The sequence below is a fragment of the Rhizobium sp. BR 315 genome, from assembly GCF_050577975.1.
Classification (GTDB): domain Bacteria; phylum Pseudomonadota; class Alphaproteobacteria; order Rhizobiales; family Rhizobiaceae; genus Rhizobium; species Rhizobium miluonense.
This window is the reverse complement of the sequence record NZ_JARWKZ010000133.1, coordinates 1-1,227: the sequence shown is the minus strand read 5'-3', so window position 1 is coordinate 1,227 and position 1,227 is coordinate 1. Positions and strand designations below refer to the sequence as shown.

1 protein-coding gene is annotated in these 1,227 nt (G+C 60.5%); it reads left to right on the top strand.

What is annotated here, in order from left to right:
• Positions 1–100: 100 nt before the first annotated feature.
• The gene (locus tag QD409_RS35350) at positions 101–1,225 is read left to right on the top strand and encodes an IS110 family transposase (RefSeq protein WP_430765026.1); all 1,125 of its coding nucleotides are present in this window, start codon (positions 101–103) and stop codon (positions 1,223–1,225) included.
• Positions 1,226–1,227: the final 2 nt, after the last annotated feature.

Sequence of the window (1,227 nt, the reverse complement as noted above, 5' to 3'; positions counted from 1 at the left end):
TGAGACCCCATGTCCTTGGCCGGCAGGGTGGCTCGTCTCGCATTATGTTCAGAACGAGGGTTAGCTGCAGAGCCAGAGCCTCAAACATAGGAGACGAGCCGTGGTCGATGATATCGCACTTTACGTTGGTTTGGATGTGAGTAAGGAAAAAATCGCGATCGGTCTGGCGGAAGCAGGCCGCAAAGGCGAGGTTCGCTATTACGGCGAAATCGCCAACCGTGCCGATGCAGTGCGCAAATTTGTCGACAAGCTTGCCGGACGTCACGGACGCCTGTGCTTTTGCTATGAGGCCGGCCCGACAGGCTACGGATTGTATCGTCAGCTTTCAGCACTGGGTTATGACTGCCTTGTCGTTGCGSCATCGCTCGTTCCGACCCGTCCGGGGCTTCAGATCAAGACGGATCGGCGTGATGCTGTCGCGCTTGCCGCGTTGTTGCGCGCAGGTGAACTGTCATCCATCTGGGTTCCCGACGAGACACATGAGGCCATGCGCGATCTTTGCCGGGCACGGGAAGCGGCAGTCTCGGATTTACGACGGGCACGCCAGCATCTCTTGTCGTTTTTGCTCCGGCACGGCCGGGTCTTCGAAGGCCGCTCTCATTGGACAAGAGCGCATCGAAACTGGCTGGCGACACAGCGCTTTGATCACCGTGCGCAGCAGATCGCTATGGAAGAGTATATTCGTGCCATCGAGCAAATCGAGGAACGGCGTGAACGGCTGACCCGGCAGATGCTGGCGCTCTTGCCGGATTGGTCGCTTAACCCTGTCGTCGAAGCGATCCAGGCCCTGCGCGGTGTCGCACAGATCTCGGCGGTGACACTGGTATCGGAGATCGGTGACTTCAGACGCTTCAGCAACCCACGCCAGTTCATGGCCTGGCTGGGATTGGTCCCCAAGGAACATTCCACAGGCGCCAGCGTGTCGCGCGGCTCGATCACGAAGGCGGGAAACACGCGAGCGCGGCGCATGCTGGTCGAAGGCGCATGGACCTACAGATTGCCTGCGCGTGTCGGCCAGGAAATCTTGAAGCGAACCGAGGGGCTGCCTGAAGCGATCAGGGCGACCGCCTGGAAGGCGCAAGTGCGACTATGCCAGCGATACCGGCGCATGCAGGCCAGCGGCCGCCCCACCAACATCGTCACTGTCGCCATCGCGCGCGAGCTCGCTGCTTTCGTCTGGGCGATTGCGACAACAGTTCCCATTCCCCCCACAAAGGCAGCCTGACG